This window comes from Shewanella indica, assembly GCF_033842865.1.
Taxonomy (GTDB): Bacteria; Pseudomonadota; Gammaproteobacteria; order Enterobacterales; family Shewanellaceae; genus Shewanella; species Shewanella indica.
Genome location: NZ_JAWXXR010000002.1, coordinates 24,045 through 49,438, shown reverse-complemented (window position 1 = coordinate 49,438; position 25,394 = coordinate 24,045). Strand labels below are relative to the sequence as shown.

At 55.9% G+C, this 25,394-nt stretch carries 26 protein-coding genes; 7 read left to right on the top strand and 19 right to left on the bottom strand.

All coding sequences use genetic code 11. The features are described 5' to 3' along the window. Positions 1-309, bottom strand: a 309-nt coding sequence (locus tag SIL79_RS20645; protein WP_319619993.1) for a hypothetical protein, incomplete at its 3' end; no start/stop codon positions are given. Here SIL79_RS20645 and SIL79_RS20640 point away from each other — a divergent pair. The 3 genes from SIL79_RS20640 to SIL79_RS20630 all read left to right on the top strand — a co-directional run bounded on the left by SIL79_RS20640 (position 296) and on the right by SIL79_RS20630 (position 2,023). Then, complete coding sequence (locus SIL79_RS20640) at positions 296-640, top strand: hypothetical protein (protein ID WP_319619917.1); 345 nt, start codon at positions 296-298, stop codon at positions 638-640. The genes SIL79_RS20645 and SIL79_RS20640 overlap by 14 nt on opposite strands. A gap of 88 nt (positions 641-728) precedes the next feature. Beyond that, positions 729-1,007: a hypothetical protein gene (locus SIL79_RS20635; RefSeq protein WP_319619918.1), complete on the top strand. Its 279-nt coding sequence runs from the start codon at positions 729-731 to the stop codon at positions 1,005-1,007. Between the two features lie 212 nt (positions 1,008-1,219). Further along, positions 1,220-2,023 (top strand): hypothetical protein, encoded by an 804-nt coding sequence (locus SIL79_RS20630; protein WP_319619919.1) that lies wholly within the window; start codon positions 1,220-1,222, stop codon positions 2,021-2,023. Positions 2,024-2,071: 48 nt separating this feature from the next. On the opposite strand, the gene SIL79_RS20625 is transcribed toward SIL79_RS20630, so the two are convergent. From SIL79_RS20625 to SIL79_RS20575, 11 genes are all read right to left on the bottom strand, one after another. Beyond that, entirely contained in the window at positions 2,072-4,225 is a 2,154-nt protein-coding gene (locus SIL79_RS20625; protein ID WP_319619920.1) for a putative bifunctional diguanylate cyclase/phosphodiesterase, read from the bottom strand. A gap of 24 nt (positions 4,226-4,249) precedes the next feature. Next, entirely contained in the window at positions 4,250-5,440 is a 1,191-nt protein-coding gene (locus tag SIL79_RS20620; RefSeq protein WP_319619921.1) for a hypothetical protein, read from the bottom strand. 353 nt (positions 5,441-5,793) lie between these two features. Continuing rightward, positions 5,794-6,066, bottom strand: coding sequence for a helix-turn-helix domain-containing protein (locus tag SIL79_RS20615; RefSeq protein WP_319619922.1), 273 nt, complete (start codon positions 6,064-6,066; stop codon positions 5,794-5,796). 352 nt (positions 6,067-6,418) lie between these two features. After that, on the bottom strand, positions 6,419-6,652 hold the full coding sequence (locus SIL79_RS20610; RefSeq protein WP_260292388.1) for a hypothetical protein: 234 nt from the start codon (positions 6,650-6,652) through the stop codon (positions 6,419-6,421). 346 nt (positions 6,653-6,998) lie between these two features. Then, entirely contained in the window at positions 6,999-7,541 is a 543-nt protein-coding gene (locus tag SIL79_RS20605; protein ID WP_319619923.1) for a hypothetical protein, read from the bottom strand. After that, positions 7,538-7,996: a helix-turn-helix domain-containing protein gene (locus tag SIL79_RS20600; protein WP_319619924.1), complete on the bottom strand. Its 459-nt coding sequence runs from the start codon at positions 7,994-7,996 to the stop codon at positions 7,538-7,540. The genes SIL79_RS20605 and SIL79_RS20600 overlap by 4 nt, the downstream gene beginning before the upstream one ends. Before the next feature lie 345 nt (positions 7,997-8,341). Beyond that, a complete protein-coding gene (locus SIL79_RS20595; protein WP_319619925.1) occupies positions 8,342-8,941 on the bottom strand; it encodes a hypothetical protein in 600 nt (199 codons plus the stop codon). 48 nt (positions 8,942-8,989) lie between these two features. Further along, positions 8,990-9,421, bottom strand: coding sequence for a very short patch repair endonuclease (locus SIL79_RS20590; protein WP_319619926.1), 432 nt, complete (start codon positions 9,419-9,421; stop codon positions 8,990-8,992). Between the two features lie 11 nt (positions 9,422-9,432). Continuing rightward, entirely contained in the window at positions 9,433-10,365 is a 933-nt protein-coding gene (locus SIL79_RS20585; RefSeq protein ID WP_319619927.1) for a DUF4928 family protein, read from the bottom strand. Then, positions 10,365-11,513 (bottom strand): DNA cytosine methyltransferase, encoded by a 1,149-nt coding sequence (locus tag SIL79_RS20580; RefSeq protein ID WP_319619928.1) that lies wholly within the window; start codon positions 11,511-11,513, stop codon positions 10,365-10,367. Before SIL79_RS20580 ends, SIL79_RS20585 begins: the two co-directional genes overlap by 1 nt. Next, positions 11,497-11,721: a ribbon-helix-helix domain-containing protein gene (locus SIL79_RS20575; protein WP_319619929.1), complete on the bottom strand. Its 225-nt coding sequence runs from the start codon at positions 11,719-11,721 to the stop codon at positions 11,497-11,499. The genes SIL79_RS20580 and SIL79_RS20575 overlap by 17 nt, the downstream gene beginning before the upstream one ends. A 116-nt stretch (positions 11,722-11,837) precedes the next feature. Between SIL79_RS20575 and SIL79_RS20570 the strand changes: the two genes are divergently transcribed. Then, positions 11,838-12,167 carry a hypothetical protein gene (locus tag SIL79_RS20570; protein ID WP_319619930.1) on the top strand — a complete coding sequence of 110 codons (330 nt, stop codon included), beginning with the start codon at positions 11,838-11,840 and terminating at the stop codon, positions 12,165-12,167. Between the two features lie 62 nt (positions 12,168-12,229). Here the strand turns inward: SIL79_RS20570 and SIL79_RS20565 are convergent, their stop codons facing one another. The 7 genes from SIL79_RS20565 to traJ are packed head-to-tail and all read right to left on the bottom strand — an operon-like array spanning position 12,230 to position 23,519. Next, positions 12,230-16,042 (bottom strand): zincin-like metallopeptidase domain-containing protein, encoded by a 3,813-nt coding sequence (locus tag SIL79_RS20565; RefSeq protein ID WP_319619931.1) that lies wholly within the window; start codon positions 16,040-16,042, stop codon positions 12,230-12,232. A 2-nt stretch (positions 16,043-16,044) separates the two neighbouring features. Then, a complete protein-coding gene (locus tag SIL79_RS20560) occupies positions 16,045-16,404 on the bottom strand; it encodes a conjugal transfer protein TraD (RefSeq protein ID WP_319619932.1) in 360 nt (119 codons plus the stop codon). Next, a complete protein-coding gene (locus SIL79_RS20555; RefSeq protein ID WP_319619933.1) occupies positions 16,401-18,479 on the bottom strand; it encodes a DNA topoisomerase III in 2,079 nt (692 codons plus the stop codon). Before SIL79_RS20555 ends, SIL79_RS20560 begins: the two co-directional genes overlap by 4 nt. Positions 18,480-18,489: 10 nt before the next feature. Then, the gene (gene traF, locus SIL79_RS20550) at positions 18,490-19,014 is read right to left on the bottom strand and encodes a conjugative transfer signal peptidase TraF (protein ID WP_319619934.1); all 525 of its coding nucleotides are present in this window, start codon (positions 19,012-19,014) and stop codon (positions 18,490-18,492) included. Further along, on the bottom strand, positions 19,011-20,909 hold the full coding sequence (locus tag SIL79_RS20545; protein ID WP_319619935.1) for a type IV secretory system conjugative DNA transfer family protein: 1,899 nt from the start codon (positions 20,907-20,909) through the stop codon (positions 19,011-19,013). Before SIL79_RS20545 ends, traF begins: the two co-directional genes overlap by 4 nt. Beyond that, complete coding sequence (gene traI / locus SIL79_RS20540) at positions 20,906-23,116, bottom strand: TraI/MobA(P) family conjugative relaxase (RefSeq protein ID WP_319619936.1); 2,211 nt, start codon at positions 23,114-23,116, stop codon at positions 20,906-20,908. The genes SIL79_RS20545 and traI overlap by 4 nt, the downstream gene beginning before the upstream one ends. 31 nt (positions 23,117-23,147) lie before the next feature. After that, positions 23,148-23,519 (bottom strand): conjugal transfer transcriptional regulator TraJ, encoded by a 372-nt coding sequence (gene traJ / locus SIL79_RS20535; RefSeq protein WP_319619937.1) that lies wholly within the window; start codon positions 23,517-23,519, stop codon positions 23,148-23,150. 338 nt (positions 23,520-23,857) lie between these two features. On the opposite strand from traJ, the gene SIL79_RS20530 reads away from it, so the two are divergent. The 3 genes from SIL79_RS20530 to SIL79_RS20520 are packed head-to-tail and all read left to right on the top strand — an operon-like array spanning position 23,858 to position 25,391. Beyond that, positions 23,858-24,232 carry a TraK family protein gene (locus SIL79_RS20530; RefSeq protein ID WP_319619938.1) on the top strand — a complete coding sequence of 125 codons (375 nt, stop codon included), beginning with the start codon at positions 23,858-23,860 and terminating at the stop codon, positions 24,230-24,232. Beyond that, positions 24,232-24,957: a nucleotide-binding protein gene (locus tag SIL79_RS20525; protein ID WP_319619939.1), complete on the top strand. Its 726-nt coding sequence runs from the start codon at positions 24,232-24,234 to the stop codon at positions 24,955-24,957. Before SIL79_RS20530 ends, SIL79_RS20525 begins: the two co-directional genes overlap by 1 nt. Then, the gene (locus SIL79_RS20520; RefSeq protein ID WP_319619940.1) at positions 24,957-25,391 is read left to right on the top strand and encodes a conjugal transfer protein TraM; all 435 of its coding nucleotides are present in this window, start codon (positions 24,957-24,959) and stop codon (positions 25,389-25,391) included. The genes SIL79_RS20525 and SIL79_RS20520 overlap by 1 nt, the downstream gene beginning before the upstream one ends. Positions 25,392-25,394: the final 3 nt, after the last annotated feature.

Below are 25,394 nucleotides of genomic sequence, written 5' to 3'. Positions count from 1 at the left end.
CGATTTTTGGATAATAGAGAAAGGACGAAATATGGCCAACTGGACGACTATGGAATTCTGCGCACTACTCACCCCATTTTCATCTGCCATGCCACTACCAGCCGCCATTCTATGGCTGGTTTGCCTGGTAACTGTGATACTGCTTGGCAGCAAAATACACCCAGTATTCGCGGAGAAAGAGGATAAATAAAAGGCCCAAACCCCGCCTTTTGCCCGGCCTTCTGGTCGGGTTTTTTCATAAGAAAAATGTGGGCAAAGAGAAAGGAAATGCAAACTAACAAAGAGGGAAACAATAATGGATAACAACATCGACGCTACCAATGCACCCAACATGACCCTAAAAAGAGCCTGGCTGTTCTATGGCCTTGCCTGGGCCGCCCTCACCGGCCTGTGGCTGATATCGGCAGCCATAGAGTATGTGGCGGGGACAAACCTCCCCTGGTTATTTGTTCTTCTGCTGATTGGCTACCTGGCCATCGGTGTTACACTGAACATCAAAGTGCTCCGAAAGCTAGTAGTCTGGCACCCGATGTACAACACTATTGAAAACACCGCGAACGCAAAAACCCACATGTTTGCCCTATGGCCATTGACCTACCCGTATCTCTTCATCCAGATGGCCGTCAGCACCCACCTGTAGGTAAATACGGACCCTTGGAACGATTCAGGAATATCGACACATTCCGGTATAGTGGTTACACACCTGACCCAACCAAAGAGGCGCTAATATGAATGACCAACAACCGAATGAACTTAAGTTTGATCGTAAGATAGAATATCTATTGGCACGAACCACCGATCTCGGGATCTGGATCACCGGAGCCTGGACGGTGGGAATTGACAAAGCTCGGGCGGTTGAATACGTGAATAATTACAACTCAAGCCCCGATCAAGGCTTTTTCGAGCACGGGGGAGAAGTCATTCTCTCTCATGCCGGCGGTAAAATAACCCTATCAATGCAGGAAGCAGCCGCGATTATTAACCTGGTGCGTACTGCATATATGTAAAATCGCAGCGATCAGGAGCAAATAGATCATGGCCACCTATATAGGATCGATAGTAGTCGATACCACCAACATCGCCACCGCCGCCAAGGTCGCGGCTAGAGCTTCCAAAAAGGACGCCGTTCGCGGGACTATCACCGTGGGCGGGAACCGATACTGCTGGATCGTAGACCAGCGGTACGAACACCACGATGGTTTTGAACAGAGAAAGGGCCATGATCGGTAACAAACACGGGCGTAGAATCGCCAAGTGGATGAAGAGACTTCTACCCGAAACAGCTGCCGAGAGAATGCAGAGGGAGTCAGATGAGGCCCTGGCACGAGTTCAAGCGGCAGGTTATACAGTGCATTTCTACATGCCCGCCGCCGGCATCGAGAACTCCACGTTGGCGAATGATCTTCGACGATTGGGCAGCGGCGGGCATATCATCACGGATCGAAACGGTAAACTGGTTGGTAAGGTTGCCACTCACCTATCGAGAGAACAGGAGGCCCAAGCCCGGCGGACCACCTTTCGCCTTGTCACTGAAACAGAAGGGAAAGTTGGGGCCGGTTTTCGCCATTTTGAACTCCGAAACTTGAGTAATAAATTAGGAATATCGATGTTACCGCGAATGTCAATAGAACCATTACCAGAAAATGTTGAATGCATACGAATGCCGAACCCGTTGGTGAGGCCCATAAATATAATAATAAATAGAGAGAAGGGTAATGTATTCACGAAGACAGTATTAGGTGTTCTAACCTCCGTAACAACACTACAAACACTTGACCTTGTGAAAAGAGGAATGATGAAAATAAAGGAACCGATGTTACCGCGAATGTCAATAGAACCATTACCAGAAAATGTTGAATGCATACGAATGCCGAACCCGTTGGTGAGGCCCATAAATATAATAATAAATAGAGAGAAGGGTAATGTATTCACGAAGACAGTATTAGGTGTTCTAACCTCCGTAACAACACTACAAACACTTGACCTTGTGAAAAGAGGAATGATGAAAATAAAGGAACATTAGCCAGTGGGGGCATCAGGGGGTAGTGAAATATACTCAAATATTTCATCATTACCTCCGCGAATCCGTGAAGACCGCTTTGTCGGAGAAAAACCCGTCAAGCTCGGTCAGGGACAGCGGCCGGCTGTACAGATAGCCCTGCGCATACTGGCAGCCTTGCTGGCGGAGAAAGTCACGCTGCACTTCCGTCTCCACGCCCTCGGCAACAACTTCCAGATCCAGGTTGGCGGCGAGAGTGATGATGGTGCGCACAATCGCATCGTCATTGGGATCAACGCCAATATCCCGGATGAACTCCTTGTCGATCTTGAGGCGATCAAGGGGAAAGCGTTTGAGGTACACAAGCGAGGAGTAGCCGGTCCCGAAATCGTCCATCGCCAGTCGCACACCGATCTCCCTGAGTTCCTGCATGACTTGCCCGGCGCGAATGGGATCCGGCATCACGACACCCTCGGTAACCTCCAGCTCAAGGTAATTCGCAGGCAGGCCTGTCTCCTGCAACACCTGCCTGACCGTATCCACCAGACCGGCGTCATCAAACTGGCGCCTCGAAAGATTCACGGCCACGGTAAGGTAGCGGTCGAGCCGCTTATGCCAGCGCACCGCCTCGACACAGGCCTGACGCAGTACCCAGGCGCCAACTTCCACGATAAGACCGGTCTCTTCCAGAATAGGGATGAACTGGTCGGGACCTATCGTTTTGTCGTCTGGCCTGTTCCAGCGTAACAGGGCCTCCGCGCCCTCCAGCCCGTCCACCGCTCCTGTGCATCCTGCGCCCGCGGCATTTGTGCCTCCCTGCACGTCATCGCCCAGGCGTATCTGAGGCTGATACCGCACTTCGAACTCACCGCGCTCCAATGCGACCTGCAGCGCCTGCTCCAGTTCCAGGTGCGAACGTATATTTAAATCCATCTCCTCGCGGAAGAAACGATAGGCGTTACGTCCGGCATCCTTCGCCTCGTACATCGCGGTATCGGCGTTTTTCAACAGGGTTTCCACGTCGCACCCGTCGTGGGGGAAGAGACTGATCCCGATACTGGCCGAGGCACGGAAGTTGCGCTCATCGATGGTCACCGGTTGATTGATGGTTACGAGAAGTTTGCTCGCCAATTTGGCCACATCGTCCGGGTCGGCGACATCGGTCAGCGCGATGGCGAACTCATCACCACCAAGCCGGGCGACCGTGTCGCCATCGCGCACTGTCTTTCGCAGCCTGTCGGCAATCGCCTGCAGCAGGCGATCGCCCACGGCGTGACCGAGGCTATCGTTGATGCGTTTGAAGTGATCGAGATCGAGAAACAGCACGGCCACCAGCCGATCGTGTCGGCGGCCGTAGGCAATCGCCTGGATAATACGATCACGCAACAGCATCCGGTTAGGCAGGCTGGTCAGCGGATCGTGGTGTGCCAGATGGAACAGGCGCGCCTCGGACTCCTTGCGCTCGGTAATGTCCTGAACCGTGCCGACCATCCGCTCCACGTTACCATCCGCGCCCCGGATGCAGCGGGCCTGCTCATGGACGTGGCGAACATCGCCGCCAGGCAAGAGGATGCGGTGGTCGATCCGGTAATCGCTGCCGTCTTTAAGCGACTTGATGATCTCCGATTCGACACGGATCCGGTCATCCGGATGGAGGCGGGCGAGGAACGAGTCGATAGTGGCCAAGAAGGTCTCCCGCGACCGCCCAAGGATGCGATAGACCTCGTCCGACCACCACAACGCCCCGGATCTCACATTCCATTCCCAATGCCCCAGGCGCGCAATACGCTGGGCCTCCGCCAAGCGCGCCTCGGAGCGGGCCAGGTCCTGGAAAGCGCGCTCCTGTTCGGTGATATCCTCAAGCGCTATCAGCAAACGCGCTTCTTCTTCTTCTTCTTCTTCTTCTGCAAGATACATTCCAGTAACGGCATAACGGATCAGTCTGCTGTCGCCCCCACACACCCGCATGGCCAGCATGCCATCGGCTCGCGCCGTGGCGCCGCCCAGAACCGCCGACAGCTGATCACCAAACCCTTCCGCCTCGATAACCTCCAGTGCATGACGCCTCTCCACCGCATCCGATGGGACATCGAACATCCGCAGGAAGGCGCGATTGACCGTCAAGATGCGCAGACGGGTCGACAGGATGATCAGGCCGCTGGGTATGTTGGCGAACACGCGCTCGGCATATTCCTTGAAATCCTGCAATTTGAGTTGCCCAGTCACCTCCACCCTATACTCCTGGAACCCTCAGGGGCTCATCCGGTTGCAGGCAGGCCGATTGCCAAAGCTTTGTTTAAACGCCACGTACAACTGCCGCTCGGTATCGCGCCAACGATCGGCCACGGGTCGAAAGCGGAACCAGACACGGCCATCGGCGACATGGTCGGCCAGGCACGCGTTGGTGCCGGAGCCGCGGATATGGTCCGTCAGCCGCTTGCGCAGATCGCCGGTGCTGCCGATATAAATAACATCGGCCGGACCCGTAGCGAGGCGGCGGGTGTGCAGTTCATAAACGCCCCCCGCCACCGGCGCAATCGACCGCACCACTTGGCGCTCAAGGGGGTGCAGCACGCTGAAACCGTGCGTGGCACCGAGATAGCCGGCGTTATCGCCACGGTGCCGGCTGCAGGGAATACCCAGGTCTCGGCGGATGTTCGCCACCGTTCGCCGGGAGAGACACTCGCCGAATTCCGCCTCGATCGCCTGCGCCAACAGCGTATCGTCAAGCGGTTTTCTGCCCGGCTGGTCAATCAACCCGGCCTGCTCCGCGCGAACAATGGCGTCTACGTAGCGCCGGTGCAGTTGCCGCGGCCTGGGGCACAGGTCACGGGCTTCGCGGATATCCGTATCGCCCAGCACCCCCACGGGAAGATGGCGCATCAGCCGCGACAGGCGACTGCTGTCCGCCTGTACCGGACAGCACGGATCAGCATTGATGCTGCCGGCGAGCATATTCAGCGTCAAAGGCCGTAGCAGCAACGCATCACCGCTTTTCAGGAAGGACGCCTGAAGCGCCGCCAACGCACGCAGAAGCGCGAGCGTCAACAGGTTGCGGCTGTTCACGGAGCGCAGTTGTTGCAGGAGGCATGACTGGTTCTGACCGACGTCGGAAAACCTGGCAGGATCATATTCGTAATATCGGGAAAACAACTCGGAACCAAAATAAAATCGTGTGGACCGGTCAAACCAGGCCACGTGTAACGCCCGGGGTGACAGTTGACCTCGGCCGCTCCAGCCTGACCCGGCGAAAGCCGGCTTCATTGTCTGTCCCACATGCACATACGTCCTCGCCGCTGCAAATTCCGGCGAAGATTCGATATCCCGTACCCACCGTTCAAATGCGCGAGGACGAAGCTCCAAGGTGCGGGCCAGCCGGATGCACCCCACTTGGTGCGGCTCAAGTGCATGCCGGAAGTTCTTTTTGTTGTTTTCAGGCATGACGCGCCGACATAAAAATAACTTACTACTGAATCCTGCAACATAAGTCGCGGATTATTGAATCTATACATTAATCCGATGCCGGTACGGCTCGTCCGCCCATTGAAGCGCCGGAACCCCGGTCGAATAAGGTCAACCGCCCAACTCCCAGCGAGTTGACACACCTCGCCAGCCGTCAGAGTCGCATCCCGCAGCAATATCCCCGCCATTCGCCCCTCCCTCTCGCCCGCCCTTGCGGTCGATTCCTTTTAGTATTTTCAATCCGCCGCGCTCAGAATCACCCATTTCAGGGCTGATTTCAAGCACCAACCAAGTCCATTCGTTATTGCAATGTCGTCTGATTGATACGCTGACTAACTCCTTATCTCAGGCGAGGCATACGGAGCACCCCAGGCAAGCCAAGCCGGGTTAACGCCAAGGACAGCAGCCAGTGCTGCTAGGCATCTGGGTCGCATAGATTTGCCGATTTCGATCTTTTGGATCGCGGCCTTATTTGATCCGGCAAGGTCTCCAAGCTGTCCTTGCGTCAGTCCATTGGCCATTCTTAATGTTCGTAACCGTTCGCCGATCCCGGCTTCGGCTGATTCGTGGTTCTGGATGAGTTTAACAAGCTGCTTCTTATCCACTATCATCTCTTTCTAACCAGTCTTTTCCTATGCCGCGTGGGCGGCTAATTCGATGCTCTGAATGTTGTACTAGGGCCTGTTAGCAGTCATGGTGATACCCGCCAGCTCACTCGTTCTCTAACATGCTCGTTTCGACGACGTAGTTTGGCTCTATAGCCATACCCGTATCGGTCGGTGCAATGCGCACCCGCCCCCCGTCCTCGTCCTCTAGTGCTATCCAATGAAAACCCTCATCGCCTGGATCACGCCATTCCGGCTTGATTACAACTGTGTCGCCCTTCTTGATCATGTATACCTTCTCCTCGCCAAAGTGCTTTGTTTGGGATTCTCGGTTACTCTACCGTGCGCCTACCTATCGAACCCGCACCTCAAACCCCGCGATCCCGAGTTCCTTGCACAGCTTCCACAGAGTTTCCAGCTTCTTGAACACCCGCACCTGGCCGCGCCGGGTCTTCATTTCCCGTTGTTCCAGGCGGCCGGTGTTGATCACCACGGTAAAGCCGGGGAGATCGAGGGGCCGGGGCACGGCCGCCAGGCGGAGATCCACGCCGGCCTGGACTAGGGTACGGATTTCGACTTCGTTCATGGGGTAGGGTCTGCCAAAAGTGTCGTTTTTGGTAAAATAGCAAACTGGAAACCAATATATATAGTATTGGTAACCAGATCAAGCAGTCAGGAGAGGCCGGGGCGGTCGCTGTTGGCGGGGTGATTTAACATAGCGCCCGTTATTCGCAACCCGACAGCCTAAATTCTCAACGTGTTTACAGGTTGACGTGTAAACGTGTTTCTCGCATACTGTTAGTGCAATCATATGAACGGAGCTGCCTCGGCAGTGTGGTTGTACCGCCTGGCAACAGGTCTCTAGCTGGTCTGGAGATATCGAAGAGTCCCGGAAAAGCCCGCCTCTGAGCGGGCTTTGCTTTGTCTGAGATTCACCGGGCCGGTCTAACCTCCCTACCCTGTTGTTTGTTACGCGCAATCACGTGTAGCCGGATCTTCCGTTTTTTCGGGCGTGTGCTGGCATATGCGTCAGTTCGCTCATAGGCGCTCTGAATAACCAGGTTCAGCCAATTCCCCTTCCGGGTTGCTTTAGTTACATCGAAATAGATCTCATATTCGGTCTTCTGGACGCCCTTAGTAGTGACTTCAATGGTGAAAAAGGTCCCGTGGTGGGTATGCCAACAATTGCGCCCCCCTAGGTCTTGAATGATGTCCGGCAGCTGCTTTGAGAACTCGTAGCGGTCAAAACAGAATATCCGCTGCTCTCTCGGCCATGGATACCACATATTGCCTGTAACCTGCTCATTGACCAGCGGCTTCCTGCTAAAACAGTGCATCGAAAATGTCACCTGAAATTTATACTTGATTGCGGTCAGCTTATCGGTGGCCTCTGTCGTATAGTGCCAATCGAAGGGATCGAGGTGGCTAAGATCGTACGTAGTGCCCTGGAATGTAAACGGCCTCCATTTCATCACACATGCCCCCGGCGCTTCCGTGCGTCCTCTTCGCCACGCTTTTTCTGTTCCTTCAACTCCGCCTTTGCCAGTGCCTTGAGCTGGGTTATCAGCCCTGTTAGATCGTATTCGTTGGACGTTTGACCTCCGGCACTCTGATAGCGGCTTTTCCGCTTAACCAGTCCTCGCGTCTCCATCTCTTTCAGATGCTTCTGTACCGTGCTTTTATCGCGTCCCACAATCTCGCCAATGGTGGCCTTTGATGGCCACGGCATTTTCGTCTTCTCCCACCAGTGCTTGAGCAGCACCAGTAGAATATTGAGCTTCACGGCATCAATGCCGAGTGCCTGCTGGCGCTCCAGCAACAGATTAGGAATGGCTGTCCAACCCGCCACATCGAGGGTCGCCTTGCCCCACTTGTGCTCAAGGGCTTTCAGCTTTTGGGCTGGTACTGGCAGTTCTACGATTTCACCCATTTCGGTAATCCTGGTAATTTTTCTTTCATGCTTCCAGCATAAGGCCGCCAATACGGGGGCACAATGGATGCCCCCTATGCAATAACAAGCACGGGGCAATATATATACTATGTCTCTGGCATAGAGTTGCGTGTGATCCGATGAATCTGTATCACCTGGAATCTTCTTTGGTGGTTATCCGCAACTACGGAGCCTGTTTATTATCGCATGGGGAGGTATGGGTAATCCAATATGGGGGATAGGCGAAAATGCATATGGGTTTGAGCAGTATCGGTATAATCACTTGCCAACATGGTCGCCCGGCTCGGAACAGCCCGCCAAGGAGGCGAAAATGGCTATGCCCTGCTATCCCCTTCCAATAATGCTCTGAACAATACCTTCAAAGTAACTTGCATCCTTGAATTTTCTTTTTTTCCTGATAAACCCAGGATCAAAGAAAACCACCACGTCGTTCACCATCAACCGAAGGCCGTGCTGCGTGAGAGAGAAATCAATTTCGCTTCCTGGATATTTATCGGATAAATGGCCTTGGAATGACTTCAACAGCATATCGACTGTGAGCTTGCGTTTTTTGTCAATAAGTTTGCGCTTTTTATCAATTTCCTTCGCTATGCTTTTCCGCTCATTAACCCAATCTGTGCCATGCCTTTTTTCCAGGACACTCCAGTAGGCGCCTTTTGATTTATCGTGTTTCTCTTGATTGACTGCTTTTAGCACATACGCCAGGTTTTCTGGCCAACAGCTACCTTCCCGGCAGACAGGTTTCAAGTGATCCAGTGAGTAGTTCTTTTCGTCATCGGATAGAGGTGTTCCAGTAAAGTAACAATTGCCTTCTTGTATCCTGAATATTTCTTCCAAATCTTCTCTTTCATACACCCCGCCAGACATTGTCATTAGAAATTGTCTGTGCTCTGACCTCTCTTTATTTCGTTCTTGCTCACTCATGCCGCTTTTCCTGTGTGGCTAACCCCCGGGTTCAGGCGCGCCGGCTCGTCAGCGCTGACATCGAGGTCGAGATAGCGGGCGCGACCGAATGTCGTCAGCCAGCTTTGCCAGGGCAGAGGGGTCGCGCGTTTCGCACTCCCATATCACAATAAATTCCCAGCCGGCCGCCGACAGCTCGGCGCACTGACGGCGATCTCTCTCAATGTTGCCATCAAGTTTGTGCGTCCAGTATTCAAGGCGCGAACGCGGACGCTTGGCCGCCCCACAGCCAGGATGCTGATGCCAGAAGCAGCCATGCACGAACAGTGCAATACGGCGACTTGGAAAGACCAGATCGGGAGTACCGGGCAAGCGCCGGTCATGAAGTCGGTAACGAAATCCGGCGGAGTGAAGAAAGCGGCGAACAGCCATCTCTGGCGTGGTGTCGCGGGAGCAAACAGCCCGCATCGTGCGGCTTCTCTGCTCCGGTGTTTCCTTCATTCTCTACCCGATTATTGGCGAAATTCGATCTTTAGGCTGGGATCGGTTTCAACGTCTTCAATAATTTCATTGTAACGCGTGACCAGATCCCCAACAGCAACACGCCGCCCTTCCGCTGCAAACTTGCCAAGTTCATACAGGTTAAGGGCAATGAACTGTTCAACTTCGAAAACGTCGATCCGCTCACCTAACCCAGCATTTTCTGCCAGAACCTCGGCGGCAGTCAGCCCGCGAGCCGTGGTTACGATAATAGGCCTATGGTTATCATCGACGTTTTCCTGGCAGCGCTGGACTACAGCCTCGCCAGGAGCGGTGGTGACATGGATAGCCACATCACCAATGAAGAAGTCGCCAGCCCGGCCGGTCTGTGCATCAGACGTGGAGAAGCTATTGTGCTCGAAGGAGCCATTGCCAAGAGCGCAATCAAGCTTCGCACCGACCAGGTGCTGCAGCACTGCACCTGCGTACTGCATACCCGGCGTTTTCCGCTGCCTGTCTTCGGCCTGGCTAATCACGTGACGAACCAATGTGCGAAGACTGCGAGACGCATCAAGCTTGATCTTGAAAGGCTTCGCCGAAAAGAACTCGTGTACGCGCTCGATCCAAAATGCCTCTACTGCATCCAGATCAACGACTCCACTGTCAGCCAACTTATTGAGGAAAACCACATACTCGCGCATGTTCCCAATACTGCCACGACTGGTACGCCCGCCTTCAGCGGCTAAAACGCGGGTGATGTCGTGGCGTTTCAGCACCGTCTGCACGGCACCTCTGCCCAGGCCGAGAACTTGGCCGCCGCCTCCAGTAAGCAGGCTTTCAGAATCAAGGGGGAGGCCCTTGCTTCGCGCGTGTTGAGTGATAACAAGAGCAACGCATAACGGACCTTTGCGGCTGAACTTTTGCTCCTTGTTGAATTCACGTAGCGCTTCCACTAAATCCGTCATTACGCCGCCTTCTTTGCTGCTGTTAAGGCAGCAGAAAGCATCGGTTCAAGAATATTTTCGGCGAGAAAACGGACCACGGGCACAGCCACGCCATCACCAGCGAGGTGGTAGGCTTCGTTATAGTTTTTAGGTAGCAGGTAAGTATCAGGTAGCCCCATCAGGCGAGCAGCTTCACGAGGCGACAAGAGGCGCGACCGAACGCGCTTGCCCTTTATGACCATGATGGTTTGGCGGCTCGAACCGCCCGACGGGGTACGCAAGCACCCCGCAATATCATCAAAGCGGATTTCCGCACGCTGCACTTTTTCACCGTTGACGCCATTCGCACGGGTACGCTTATAGATAGTTCCAACCATCCTGCAGTCAGCTTTTTTTGCAGCATCCACCTTCGCAAGATTAAGCGGGCTCATCATGGTAAGCAGTTTCTTGGTCTCTGCTGCTGTATGCCAAGTGACGCCTTGTGGCTTGTCTTCTACCAGGTCGGCAAAAATAGAGGAGCGGGCAGGAGGTGAGGGCATCTGCCACCAAACCCACGAGTTTTTCGAGCGTTTTGGCAGCTTTTTGTAAGCATCAATAAGTGCCGCCGGATGCCATTCCGTCCCGGGCTTTTCGGTGATTAATTCGCGTGGGATCGTTACAGGTTTTTTAACGGCAATGATGAACAGTCGCGGCCGGGATTGCGGAAGAAACTTCACAGCGTTCACAATAACTGCGCCGAAGCGGTAGCCTGCACCGGCAAGGGCGGAGCAGATCGCGGCAAAGTCTTTTCCTTCGTGAGAGCTAAGAGCCCCATAGACATTTTCAAGCACAACCATATGCGGAGCGCGATCTTCGTCATCCAGCGCCTTCATCAGCTTCCAGAACGGCCAGAACGTGCCGGATCGATCCCCTTTAAGTCCGGCGCCAGCGCCGGCAAGGGAAAGGTCCTGACAAGGAAACGATGCCCAAGCTAAATCTGCGTGACCCGGCAGGTCATCCGTAGTCAACGCAGCCACATCACCGACGCGCAGATGATCTGCGCCCCAGTTCGCCGCATAGCTGGCCGCCTTCTTAGAATCAAAGTCATTGGCGAACAGGCAGTCCCATTCGGAGCCTAACCCAGCCCGAGCCATGCCCCCGCCGGCGAAAAACTCATAAAAGTTGCCCATTTTTCTCCCCTTCTCCCTCGCCTTCAAGGCGGTTCGTTGAACTTTCCCGACTTAACTTCTCCTGAATGGCTTCGGCAATCCAAGTATTGCGTGATACGCAGCCAGCACGGCGAGCGCATTCGGTGTCGATGGCTTCCAGCATCTCCGGCGGAAGGCGCACACTAAAACGCCTCAAGGAGGCGTGCAGGTCTTTTAAGTAGGATTTCATTTGTGTCAGTGTGGCGCCACATTGGCATTTTGTCGAGAAATCCCCGCAAAAACTTGACGAATAATAGGTAACCGTCAAACATATGCTAAACAACATCCGGCAAGAGGAAGCGCCAAATGCAGACCTTAACACTTGAGCAGCTTCGTGCAACAACTGCCGCCGGCGGGGTAACTGGCGTAACGCTAAAAGCCCAAGGCGGTGTGTTCTATGTCGCGGTGACCACCCGAGCGGGGAAAGCTGTACTTGTGCTGACTCGCAGCAAGGAACCGCGTGGCTTTGCTGACCCCCGCAAAGCTATGGAGCTATTGCGCGGAGTGGGCATCGCGACTGGAGACTTTGATATCACGCAATGGAATCCTAAACAGGGCAGTTTACGCCCTAGCCGCCCAGACGCGGCCAGGGCTATGAAAAACGCTCACTCTGCAAGAAAACAGCAGAACGCCTAAATAAACCAAAACACCCCGCAGCTAGGCGGGGTGTTTGTTATCAGCCTTTGTATAGGGTAGGGTCAAATACGCACCGCTCTTCGCGGCTTCTGTTCCTGACGTTGCACCTGCCTCTTCTCTTGCTTTTGCTCGGCCTTCTCGATGGCCAGACCCACAGCAGCCCTTACCTGGCGTTCAACCCCTTCACGCCCCAGCACACTGTTATTAGCCAAATCGTTGAAATCCGTGTGGCGCTTCATCTTGGCCAAGGCCTCCAGCTGCGCCTCACTGAGCAAATCGCCCTGGAGCTTGTTCCGGTCCTCGGTGGTCAGCTTAACCCCCTCCGGGTCCTTCTCTGCATCTGCCAGTGCCTTCGCGGCCAGAGAGTGATTCCGGTAGACCTGGGGAGTGACAGGCTCCAGTTCCTTCGGATACTCATTCTCGCCCGGCGCAAACACCGGGAAGATAGCTTGACCGCCGACCGCCTTAGCAGCCTCCAGTGCCTTCTCTCTACCGCTATTAACCCCCTGTGTCAGAACCAGTTGACGATCATCGTCACCAGCCACAATAACCGGCTTATCAGGGAATTTCTCGCGCAAGTCTTGCGCCACTGCTTTCAGGTTTCCAGAATCAAACGCTGCGATGGTACCATGACCCCACACCTCGGCCAGTGTGGAGGCCGTGGCGTACCCTTCGCCGATCACCAGTGCTGGAGCTGCCGCAACCGCCTCGATGCCACCAACGGCGTGGAAGCAACCTTCCTTGCGGCTGTCCTTGGCGAACCGCTTAGTGCCGTTCGCCTGGATATACTGCGTTGTCCACTGTTTCCCGCCGGCGTCGATAGCTGGAATATAGGTGGTCTGTCCGTTCTTGTCGGTCAGAGCTCCGGCATGAACCTGGATGCCCTTCTCCCGCATATACGAGGTAGGCACGGCTGGCGCAACCAGGCCAGCCGTTTGTTTACTGATACGTTGTGCAGTGGCCTCATGCAGACGCTCTTGTTCAGCCGCCCGGGCGGCCAGCTTCTCGGCAGCCTCAGCCTGTAGTTTGGCCTTCTCCTGGGGATCGAGCGAATAGCCCTTGGATTTCCATTTCATATCGAGACCCGTCCGATTGTTTTTGATGTATCCGGCCGGATGGCCATCCAGGTGCCCAACATAGAACCCAGCCCCGAAGTCATGCTTAACACCACTCTTATCGTCTTCGAGTCTGATTCTGTGTTTTTTACCGTCCATGATCGGGTGTACCCCACTAACTTCACAGCCAAGAGACCGCAGGGCCTCCGCGAATTCCTCCCTGGGCGACATGGCCGGCCCCTGTTGACCAGGTACATTATCAGGCAGCCAGCGTTGCAGCTTCTCCATGTCGGCACCTGGGCCGGCATACCAGGACTTCGCCGCCTTGTCCCATTGGGCACCCGCAGCCTTGGCCGCCTTGCGCTCCCCATAAGGCACCGCCAAATATTGATGCTCGACAGTGGCAGCTTGCTGTATCTCGGGCGACTGGCCGGCCTCGGGTGTTTTCCCCATCCATTTAGCGAACGGGGTAGTATCCGCGCCGGGGGGCACATACCAGGAACGTTCCTGACGGTCCCAGCGAGCGCCTAACCCCTTCGCTTCGTCTTTATCCTTGAACGATACATTGATGTAGGCCCGTTCGGACTTCTCTTCCCTGGGCGGCTGTACGCCTGTCTCCAGCGGTTGTTGCTCGCTATCTCGTCGCTCAAGCTCGGCAATCCGGCGCTGTAAATCAGCATCGTTGAGTATGGCTACCGCCTCCGCGGCCTTGCGATCCTCCTTAGCGGTGGAAATCTCACTATCACTGCTATTCGGGTCGCGCCTTATACGATTCTCGGCAATACGCGCCAATTTGGCAGCTTGCTCGTGCTCGTTGCTCTCTGTCAGAGCATCGATTACAGCCAATTGATCCGCCAGATCCTCGGCCTGCTCCTGGCTATCGAAGTCGGCAACCCACAAATGGGTGCCATCATCGGCTTCCGCATATACTCCCCAAAACTCAGGATCTACGCCAAGGACATGAGCCGGGGTAACATGGCGCTCTTTCCCATCGAGGCCTTCGGCCTCTTCGTACACGTTGCCCTGTACCTGAACGCCGCCGTTCCAGTGACTGGGCAGATTCACACCTAGCCGCTCACTGGCGGTGCTTTCAAATTGAGTGCCGCCGATCTCTGCGACCGACAACTGCCTACGAGCCTCAGAAACGGCCTGCAGGTTGGCCGACACCTCGGTCGGCATAGCAGCCAACAACCGATCCTGCTGCTCCTTATTCGATATCGGTAGATCCATCCCTTTCTCCTGTGTCTGCATGTTATCCAGCTCCTGGACCTGCTGGTGCTCGAAGGCCAATACATAGCCTTGGATCTTCTCGGCATCTGCAGAAGCCCGGAAAATCTCCAGCGGGTCCTCTTCAAGGGACTTGATCCAGGACCCTACATAAGCCGCATGCTGTTCTGGATCGTGACCGATGCCCAACTCATCACCCAGGATCATCGAGGCGATTTCCGCTCTCAGTTCTTCCTTGGCATATCCCGCGCTACCAAAAGGATGCGACAGATCCCGGTCCAGCCGAGAGTGATGGCCAGTCCAGTGCCCCAGCTCGTGCAGTGCCGTGGCATAGTACCGATCTGCACTGGAAAACTGGCCGCGTTCCGGCAAGGTGATGCTATCGCTTACTGGCCGATAAAACGCACGATCACCTGGTGCGTGGGTAATCGCCGCCCCGGAGGCCTTCAGAATGTGCTCTGCCCGTTCCACGGCATCCCATTGATGCTCTGGCTGCTCCTTACGCTCAAGCGGCGGCAGGCCGTCGATTTGCTCTGCATTGAAGACTGTGGCAAAAAATACACGAGGCCGCTCTAGCTCGGCGATCATCTTCACAGGTTTGCCGTTGCCATCAAGCACCGGCTTGCCCTGATCATCCCGTTTTATCTGTTCCTCGGTAAACTTCCAGTATTGGACAAGAGTACCTTTCTCTCCTTTCAGCACCTGGGCATCCACTGCAGCCGCCTGCTTATAGGTCATCCAGCGTGGATCAGATCGTCCCTGACTCATCAGAAACATTGCATTAATGCCCTTGTAGCGTTTGCCCGTTGTCGGGTTAATCGGTAGATATGTACTGGCCGCACCAGGCTCCCACGGCTTTTGCCACGGAGCAGTGCCCGCCTTTAGTTGTTCAATCAGTCGCTCCGCGACCACTTCGTGAAACGGTTTTTTCTGTTTCATGCCGTTATCCCTTCTAAATAATTCGTTAATCCCTGGAAAGGTCTGCTGTGTTCTGGATCGGTCGTGAAGACCCTGGGCGACCATGCACGTAATGTTCTGCAAATCACCGATCTGCATGGGCCTCACGCGAGCAATGCAGGTTTCCATGAACGACTGCTGTCCACGCTGCTGCACCAGGTCATTACCGACATGGTGCAGTGGCGTGATGCCCTCACAGTGCAGCGCAAAGACTTCTTCTGCCCGAACATCAAGCGAACAGTCAGAGTACCGTCGATTGATCTCATCCCATGAGGGCTTCAGACTCGGCTCTTCGCGGGCCGCGATCAGGCCATCAAGCAAGGCCCGCTTCTCTGCCGGCGGAAACGTGTTCGCGCCGTAGTGGCCCAGCACTTCATGCCTGAGCGACACCAGCAAATCGCGGGCATCGGTGATGTTCTCCAGGGAAACATCAATCTGGCCTTTGTAGGAACGTCCATTGTGCTCGGTCGGCCTCGGCAGGTAGCCGCCCTTCATGCCTTTGGGAACTTCACCCGCACGCGCGCCATACAGCTCGGTCGTGTTCTCCCTGAACTTATAGGCAAGCTCGACAGCGCCGGGGTAGTCGTTGAGGAAGAGCTTTGCTACCCCTATCGCCTCGGCTTTGGTCATGGGCATGATTAGCCCTCCTTGGCCTTGCGCTCGATGGCCTCGGCGACCGTCTCACCATCCTGCAGCCCGTACAGCTCGCGGGAATTGGTAGTGGTGATGAAGGGCGGAATATCATCGCTCGGGCCTTCATCGTCCAGAAATGCCGGCTCTTCCTCCCCCAACTCCGCCAGATCCTCGGTGCTCTCTTGAGCGTCCTGCTCGCTCAAGGCATCCTCCACGAACGCGCCGGCACGCTCGGCTTCCTCCGGATCAAACTCGGCTTCATAGCCCGGCGTCTGGGCATCAGCCAATTTTTCATATAATGCTTCGGCTGCATTCGCCTCATCATCAAATACGCTAACCGCGTCAGTGTCTTTTTTGCTGTTCATACCGACTTCTCCTTGTTGTCGCTGGTAGAGCCATTACGGCCCTTGCTATAGTCCGGCCTGCCTTTCAGGTCTGGATACGTTTGCTTGCAGGTAGGGTAGTTACTGCAGCCCCACCAGAATTGCCCTTTCTTCCTGCTTGGCCTCCGCGATAGACCACTGCCACAACTCATGCACTTATGCAGAGACGACACCGGGGCCGCCTCTTTGCCGCCGGCAATCGTCACCGCGCCATCATTCGCTTTAGCAACCTGGCTACGGATAAACTCCTCTTGTTTGGTAATGAATGCCTCCAGGCTGGCGGCACCCTGCTCGATGCCTTTCAACATGCGCTCGTAAAGGGCTGTCAATACCGGGCTTTTCACCACTTCAGGCAATACGTCAATCATGCTACGGCCCAAGGTGGAGCTGATGATCTGCTTGCCCTTTGTTTCCAGGAACTCGCGGCGCTTCAATTCGGAAATGATCGAGGCGCGGGTAGCGGACGTGCCGATGCCGTCGCCGTCGCGCAGCATCTTCTTATGCTCCGGCTCGGTGACGTACTTGTGGATGTTCTCCATCGCACGGATCAGCGTGCCCTCGGTGAAGCGGGCCGGTGGTTTCGTCTTGGCATCCTTCCGCGTGGCCTGCCTGCAGGTCACGGCATCGCCCTGGGCCATCGAAGGGAGCACCTGGTTGCCGCCTTCGTCCTGGTCCTTGTCTCTGTCGTCGTTGTCCTGGAACACGTCACGCCAGCCGTTGCGCGTGACAACCTTGCCGGACGCGGCGAATGTCTCGCCGGCAACCTCGATGCCAACCGTGGTACTCAGATACTCATGCAGCGGGTAGAACTGTGCGAGGTAGACACGGACGATCAGGTCGTAAATTTTGCGTTCCATGTCGCTGAGGCGCCCCGCGCTGCCCTTGTGCATGGTCGGAATGATTCCGTGGTGCGCGGTGATCTTCGAGTCGTTCCAGGTCTTGGACTTGATACGTGAATCCGCACCGTCCACGATTCCGGCCAACTCCGGGTTGACGTGCTTGATGGCCTCAAGCACCTGCGGCGCGTCGGCGTGCTGGGACTCCGGCAGATAGGCGCAGTCGGTACGCGGGTACGAGGTCAGCTTGTGGGTTTCATAGAGCGCCTGGCAGGTATTCAGCACGTCCTCGGCGCTATAGCCGAACTTGCTTGAAGCCAGAGCCGTTATGTCAGACAGGGCGAACGCCAGCGGTTGGTTTTGTTTCTTGGCCTCCTGCTTGTACTCGTCCACGCTGCCGGCCTGGCCGGTGACAGCGGCCACCAGGGCGTCTGCAACGGCGGTATCGACCAGGCGGCCCTCAGAATCGAGGCCGGCTTGATCCTCTTTCGCTTTCCACGCGGTGATAAACGTCCCGCCGGCATGGGTTATTTCGGCCCGGATCTTGTGATACGGCACCGGCTTGAATGCCTCGATTTCGCGGTCCCTGGCAACCACCAGGGCCAGCGTCGGGGTCTGCACCCGCCCCACGGTGAGTAATGACCGTGATCCACCACGCTGCGCCCGTAGGGTGAATGCACGACTCAGATTCATGCCAATGAGCCAGTCGGCACGCCCTCGACCACGGGCAGCGTCAGCCCAGCCGGCATAGGCGCTGTTGTCCTGGAGCGCCGCCAGCCCGCGCTTGACGGTCACCGAATCTTGAGACGACACCCAAAAGCGGCGCACTGGCTTAGTGTTCCTGAAATGCGCCAGAACCTCATCAACCAGTAATTGACCCTCTCGGTCGGGGTCGCCGGCATTGACGATTTCACTGGCGGATTTGATAAGTTTCCCAATGATCGATAGCTGTTTTTTTGCGTCGGGCTTGGGTTGCAACAACCAGGTGGAAGGTATTATCGGAAGCTCATCGATCCGCCAGACCTTACGGCCATTGCTGTTGCGTGGTACGTCCTCGGGCGTGTACTCATCCGGCCCGGCCTGTTCCAGCATATGGCCGAAACACCATGTCACCTTGTCGGCACCGCACTCTATATAACCATCACCCTTACCCGTCGCCCCCAGCTCTCCGGCGATAGCCTTGGCCACAGACGGCTTTTCCGCGATAAACAACCTTGTCATATCTTGACTCCTACCATGTAAAAACCGGGCGAATCACCGAAACCACCTGCGATCGATCAACCAGTCCGTAATAACGCCCATCAAAAGAAACAGCCGTAACATCCGACATCAGCAACAACTCACCCGCGCTCAGTCTGTGCTCTTGGATACGAAAACGGGGCATAGGGCGACCCGCACCATCCGCATCCAAGGGGACACTCCACGGCAATAGATCCCCGTTAACCCGTACCCCCTCGGAGGACACCGAAACCAGATCATTTTTAGCCGCTAAAATGCGCTTCATCATGTAACCGTAGCCACCAGGGCACATACCCGCGCCGAGATAGTCCCTCCGGACCGCCTCATCGAAGACCGCTTTTTGAGGTGGGCAGACAACCACATAAGCCCCCAGCTCCACGGGCTTAGTGGTCGTCCAGTACAGGCCCACGGGGATACTGCGGGTAGTGTTGATACGGGCTCCAGTCGCATAAGCCAACGCGCCAAAGCACAGGACAAGTACACCCGACCCGGCCACCACCTTTGCAAGCCGCTTCACAGGGCAATGGCCCCAGATCCCACCGGAACCCGCCGCAACACATCACTTGACCGTGGAGCGGAGATTGAGGCGCGAGCCTGGAAGATCGGATCTTTAAAATAGAGCGGCTGCTTGCCATAGATGGCGGGATAGCCGGCGACATAAATAACCATGTCACCTGGTTGTTCAATCTCGCCCGTGGCCGTCTTGGTCGGGCCTGGCATGCGTAGACACTCATCAGGCGTCAGAAGCGGCCTCTGCACCTCCTGGAAGGTGCGGGAGACATGGCCGTGCATGGCAGACGTGCGCCGGCCGCTGGTCGTCACCCGCTCCGTTACCACCGTGGTCTGCCCAGTCAGGCGAGACAAATGTTCGGCTGTCTCTACCCGGTTGGGCGGATACGCATTCTGAACATGGCAGTTGGAGGTAATCGTTTCGTCGTGGCCATAGCCGGTTTCGCGGGATTTGAGCTGGTTAATGTCCTGAGCTATCAGGTAACACTTGATGCCGTAACCGGCGACAAATGCCAGGGACTCTTGCAGGATCTCCAGTTTGCCCAGGCTGGGGAACTCGTCCAGCATCATCAACATGCGGTGCTTGTAATGCGCCTTGGGACGGCCGTTCTCGAAATCCATCTTATCGGCCAGCAGTCGAACGATCATATTAACCATGACCCGCACCAGGGGCCTTAGCCTCGCCTTGTCATTCGGCTGAGTGACGATATATAGACTCACAGGGTCATCGTGATTCATCAGGTCCTTGATGCGGAACTCGGACTCGCTGACATTCCGCGCCACAACCGGATCACGATACAGGGAAAGATAGGATTTCGCGGTAGATAGCACCGATCCCGCTTCTTCCTCCGGACGGTCGAGCATGTCCCGTGCGGCTGAACCGATCACCGGATGATTACTCCCGTCAACATGGCCGTAGGTGGTCATTTCCATCCACAGTTCGGCAATATCACGGTTCGGGTCTGCCAGCATGGCATCTACAGCAGGCAAAGTAGCCGCCGCACCTTCGTTGCGAGCCTTATAGAGTGCGTGCAGAATCACGCCGACCAGGAGCGCGAACGCCGTTTTTTGCCAGTGTGAATCCATGCCCTTCCCGTCCGGATCTACGATCAGGGTCGCTAGATTCTGAACATCGCCCACCTCGTATTCTGTTCCTACTCGTATTTCATCCATCGGATTCCAATGGATGCAGCCATTCAATGACGCTGGTTCAAACCGCATCACCTTGTTACCGGCGTGCAGCTTCCGCCATCCAGAGGTCAGCGCCCACAATTCGCCCTTCAAGTCGGTAATAACACAGCTCGCCGGCCAAGACAGGAGCGTAGGCACCACCAGGCCGACACCCTTACCGGACCTTGTCGGCGCATAGGTCAATACGTGCTCTGGGCCAGAGTGCCGGAGGTAATAGAAACTGCCATCCTCATCCTCCCAACCACCCACATACACGCCGGTCTGGGTAGGGGCTTCCTTGTCCGTGACCACATCAAGCAGCTTGCGTGGCCGGGGCAGCAGGCCAGCCGCCTGAATATCCTTTTTCTTGGCCCACCGTGCCGATCCGTGCAGATGCTCATCGGCCCGGGACGAATTAGCGTAAACAATTTTTGTAACAGCTACGCCCAACAGGCCAGCAGTAGCAACCACCAGGCCAACACCGGCAGCCCGCATAACCTCATCTGGGTACTGGGTATAGTATTTCGACGCCCACCCCAGAATTGACCAAGGGGCATAGATATGGAACAGATGACCACCCAGGACCGCTTGATAATCGAATGAGTGAGCAAAAAACTGTGTAGCGGACTGTAGGCCCGCACCTAACGACAAAGCGCCCAATGCCGGCAATAGTTTATTGTTGCTCTGTTTTTTACGTACTTGAGGCCCTGCATGGCTGTTCTGTTTTTTCATCTTCTTCCCTTTCGTCCCTTTGATGTAGTAATCGAACCCTTCGCGTTAACTGTGACGCTCTCCCCTATCGAAACACGCTTTACGCGCCGCGCCGTGGCCGGATCTACCGGCACCACCAGCACATCATCACCATCACCACGCTTCAGGAGGGCCAACGAATAGCCCTCGATGTTCCTGGAGCCCGCATAGGAAAATGCACCAACTTCCCCATTATATCGGCAATGCTTCGGTATATCGAAGCCTTTTAAGCGTTTGGCCTCGCGCTCCGCTATGTATTTAGCCGCAGCTGCCAATGCCTCCGGGGTTACTCCTGCTCTTGCCCCAGAAAGAGGCCGTCGCAGTTGATTATCTGGTTTGGCTCCTTGCTGCTCCAGGTTACTAGGAACATCACGCGGCAATAGCACTTCACCTCCGCTGGCGACGCGAACCACACCGAGTTCGGACAATCTTCGCAGACGGTGCTGGCCTTGGGGCGGCGGGATTCGTCCAATGCGTCCAACGTTGGGCTTGCGCTGCTCGCCTGGGGCGCTGGCGGCTGCTCGTCCAGGTCCTCGCTCGACACTGCCGCCGCGTCGGGTGTCGTGCTGGCCGGTAGCGGCTCCTGATCCAGCGCGGCCAACGCCGCGTCCAGTTCGTCCTCGATCTTGATTTGGTCTGTCATGTATTCCCTCATTGGTTAATAGTGACTGCCGGCGGCGCTCCAGCTCCGGGTCGGCAAAGGTGATAGGCAAACGCGCAACAACAGCAGCTCGGATGATCTGCGCCTTGAATTCAACCGTACCGTTGACCGTTATCCGATTGCCGTAACGTTCGCTTGTCAGACGAAGTGCAGCGACTAGACCATCCTCTGTCGCCTCACGAGAAACCTGCAGCTTGTCCCCATCATCACGCACCGCGCTCTTGCCGGCGCGATAGATGATCGTGCCCTTCTTAGTGATGTTGTCCATCACTGGGGAGTGTCCCGGCTTTGCACCTCCCTCCCCTCTCACAGCGTTCCCCTGGAGGCCTTGGGCCGCCTCACGGGCACGGAGAGCCGCCAAGGCCTCGGCATTACCGCGCAATGCCTCCTTCTTTAGCCAATCGGCCCAAGTTCGCCGTCTATGGGTATCGGATAGCCTGCCTTTCTTGATCCGGAACTCCCGATTAATCGCCTGAATATCCGCCCGTAGTGACTTGCTCGCCTGTGCATATAACAACTTCTTGTTGGCCCTGTTCTGCCCCAATACCTTGATACTCGACCTGCGCAGCCGGTTCGACCGTTTCACAGCCTCGATCTCCGAATCTTTCCAGTGCCCCAACCGCTCCACGTCCGCTTTTTTGGTAGCGACCAGGGTTTGCTGTTCAGTTTTATATTTGGCGTAAAGCTCTACGGTATTGATCCTGGAGCGTATAGGCTGCTTCGCATACTCGCGCCGCGCTTGTGTGCGTTCGGCTTGCTCCGGGGATGGCTCGAATGCCCCAAGGCGTTCTTCCAGCCTCGGCTTGGACAGGTCGCGGGCCACGGTACTCGCCTTTATCATCGTGCCGTCGCCCGCTTCGATCACGAAACCGTTGGCTCGCTGTCGTAGCTCTAGGCCGTTCTCACGCATAACCTGGCGCAACGCGACCCAAGACTGCGCCCCCCGGATCTCGTCCAGGCACTCGCGCTTGATCCACCCCAAGAGGCTGTCCACGCCAGCATGTCGCTCCATGTCAGCAGCCCGGCCTTCGGCAATGGTTCGCGCCGGGGTGTGATTGTCCTGCTCCAACCCATAGTCCCGTTCCGTGACGGCGCACAGCTCGCCCAACGTCCGATAGGACTGGAAGGGTTCGTGCATAGTGTTGCGCGTAGGATGAATCTTGTTGATGGCGATATGGATGTGCAGGTTGTCGGTGTCGTGATGTACCGCACTAACCCGTTGATGCTCGTCATATCCCAGACCCGCGCAAATCCGCTCTTCTATCTCCTTGAGCGTGTCCGCGCCGGGGTTCTCGCCAGCGCGAAAGCTGACCAGCAAGTGAAAGGTTTTGTCGCCCTTGGCCCGCTTGTTGATGTGCTGGGTGGCCAGCACTTCATCGGTCGCGGCCTGGACGGTGCCGGCCTGGCAATTCGTGACCGTGACCAGGCCCAGCCGCTCGGTCTTGCTTTGCGCGTCTGTGATGTACTCCACCAGGCCGGCAAAATCGCTCTTGCCCAATGAGCGCATGGGAACGTGCTTGGCGATCATCGATCACCGCCTGTTTTTTTAGCGGCTAAAGTCACGGCTCAGCCCGAGGTCGTACCACGGCCTTCATGACACGCCCCATTTCGTCTTGGGTGGCCTCGATACGTCCCAGCAGCGCCAGAATGGTAGCCTCCCCGAAGTGGGCGGTTCGCACGTCATCGGTCAGCCAGAGTTTCAGCAGGCCTCCCAGTCGGCCAAGGTCGCCATTGATGCGGGCCAGCTCGCGGACGTGCTCGTAGTCGGTGATGCCCTTGATCTCGTAGCCCTGGCCGACCTCGCGCAAGTACCGTGCAACGCTGAGGCCTGCTTGCCGCGCATGACGCTCGATCTCTTCTTTCTCTTCCGGCAGGCAGTACACCTTTATTGGTGGACTGTTCTTCCGAGTCACTGTTGTTTGTTTTCCCATCGTTCAATCTCTGATTCTGCCGGCGGTAGCCGGCTGGCCTCGCAGAGCAGGATTCCCGTTGAGCACCGCAGGTGCGAATAAGGACAGCGAAGAAGGAACACCCGTTTACGGGTGGGCCTACTTCGCCCATCCTGCCCGCCTTTCAGCGGTGTAACTCCAAAGGAAAGTTTACACCTAAAGACGTGTATACAAAAAGGAAAAGTAGCGTATATATCGAAACATGGGCTAGAATGCGGGGAAACCGCGTGATATACAGAGCTTACCGCTTATATTCCAAGCGTTATACTTGTGCTTTACACAGTAAATACACGCAAAATGCACAATATGGACTAACAGCGATGAGCAAGCGATACACAGAAGAGCTAGCTGAGTGGGCCGAGAAACGAGCCAAGAAAAAGCGTCGGCAAGACGCGGTTGCCGTGGCATTCCTAGCGGTCAAGGCGAATGTGAGTGAGGCAATGGCGGCCGGCTATGCACTAACCACCATCTATGAGCATATGCACGAAACCGGAAGGATTAAGTGCAGCTATGAGACATTCCGCCGGCACGTGCGGAGATACATTAAGGCAGGCTCGGCAGCCCTCCCCTCCACCAACCTGGCGAAGAGAGAGCCGACTGAACAGAAGGCCAAGCCCGCCAAGGCGAAACAGGAGCAGCCCAAGAAGGGCGGCTTTGAATACAATGCAACACCCAACAAAGAGGATTTGATCTAATGGCAAAGGTTCACATGGTTCTACAAGGAAAGGGCGGCGTCGGCAAATCAGTCATAGCGGCCACTCTGGCACAGTATAAGACGGACAAGGGACAGACCCCCCTGTGCATCGATACCGATCCGGTCAATGCCACGTTCGAGGGTTACAAGGCCCTCAACGTGCGCCGGCTGAACATCATGGAAGATGATGAAATAAACAGCCGCAATTTTGATGCCCTGGTCGAACTGATCGCCCCATCAAAGGATGACGTGATCATAGACAACGGCGCCAGCAGCTTCGTACCACTCTCCCACTACTTGATCACCAATGAAGTACCCGCAATCCTGCAAGAAATGGGGCATGAGCTGGTTGTGCATACGGTCATTACCGGCGGCCAGGCCCTTCTGGACACGGTGAGCGGGTTCGCCCAACTGGCGGGGCAATACCCGGAAGAGTGCTTGTTTGTGGCCTGGCTGAACCCCTATTGGGGACCCATCGAGCACGAGGGTAAGGCCTTCGAGCAAATGAAGGCATACACCAACAACAAAGACCGGGTTTCCGCCATCATCCATATCCCCGAACTCAAGAAAGAGACCCACGGCCGGGACTTCGCTGAAATGCTACAAGCCCGCCTGACGTTCGACGAGGCGCTGGCAATGGAATCGCTCACGATCATGACTCGCCAGCGGCTTAAAATCATCCGCAAGCAGCTATTCGGGCAAATGGATAACGCGGCGGTACTGTAATGACCGACAAGATCGAGGAGACCATCAAGGAAATCGCGGCTAAACACGGCATAGCCGTGGGCCGTGATGACCCGATCCTGGTACTGCAGACCATTAACGAAAGGCTGATGCAAGATAGCGCAGCAGCCCAGCAAGAGATTCTGGACCGATTCAAGGAGGAGCTGGAGTCGATTGCGCACCGCTGGGGCGATGATGCCAAGAGTAAGGCTGAGCGAATGCTAAATGCGGCACTCACGGCCAGCAAAGAGGCGATGGCATCAGCGATGAAGGAAGGGGCCACCGCAGCGACAGTGGTCATTCAAAAAGAGATTAAAGATGCTGTCCTTCAGATCCGCCAGCCCATCGGCAGTGTTCGTGCAGCAGCGACTATGAACATAGTCGCTGCTGTAATGACATTGTTGGCTGCTGGAGTGGTGCTATGGGCGGCAGGATAGGAT